Annotated in this window: 1 protein-coding gene; it reads left to right on the top strand. The window is 67.9% G+C overall.

Going from position 1 to position 430, the window contains the following annotated elements; all coding sequences use genetic code 11:
• A partial coding sequence (locus GRF61_RS24360) for an alkaline phosphatase family protein (protein WP_211166203.1) occupies positions 1-430 on the top strand: 430 nt, incomplete at both ends.

The raw sequence follows: 430 nt of genomic DNA, 5'->3' as shown, positions 1-430 counted from the left end.
GCCAAGGGCAGCATCGCAAATGTCAAGACGAATGCAGACGGCAGCCCGACGCTCATCCCGGCGGCAAGCTCGGTGATGGCCGGTGCGCCGACCTCATACGCAGGCGCTGGCGACGATGGCAACCCTACGAAGGACGGCAGCCTGACGCCGGTCGACAGCAACGGCACCTCGTACGCCGTCAACACGATGCAGCCGCCGTACCAGCCGTCGGGCAACGCCGTAGCCAGCGGCAACGCAGCCTATGCTGACCCGACCAAGGCGTCGACGATGCCGACGCAGTCGACCACCAACATCGGTGACCTGCTGACCGCCCGTGGCGTGGACTGGGCCTGGTACGCCGGCGCCTGGAACGCGGCCATCGCCGACGCTCCGAACGCCACGCGCAGCGTGATCTACAGCGGCTCGATCCAGTTCCAGCCGCACCACCAGC

The sequence above is a fragment of the Azoarcus sp. TTM-91 genome, assembly GCF_012911025.1.
Taxonomy (GTDB): domain Bacteria; phylum Pseudomonadota; class Gammaproteobacteria; order Burkholderiales; family Rhodocyclaceae; genus Azoarcus.
This window is presented reverse-complemented; position numbering and strand designations above follow the sequence as displayed.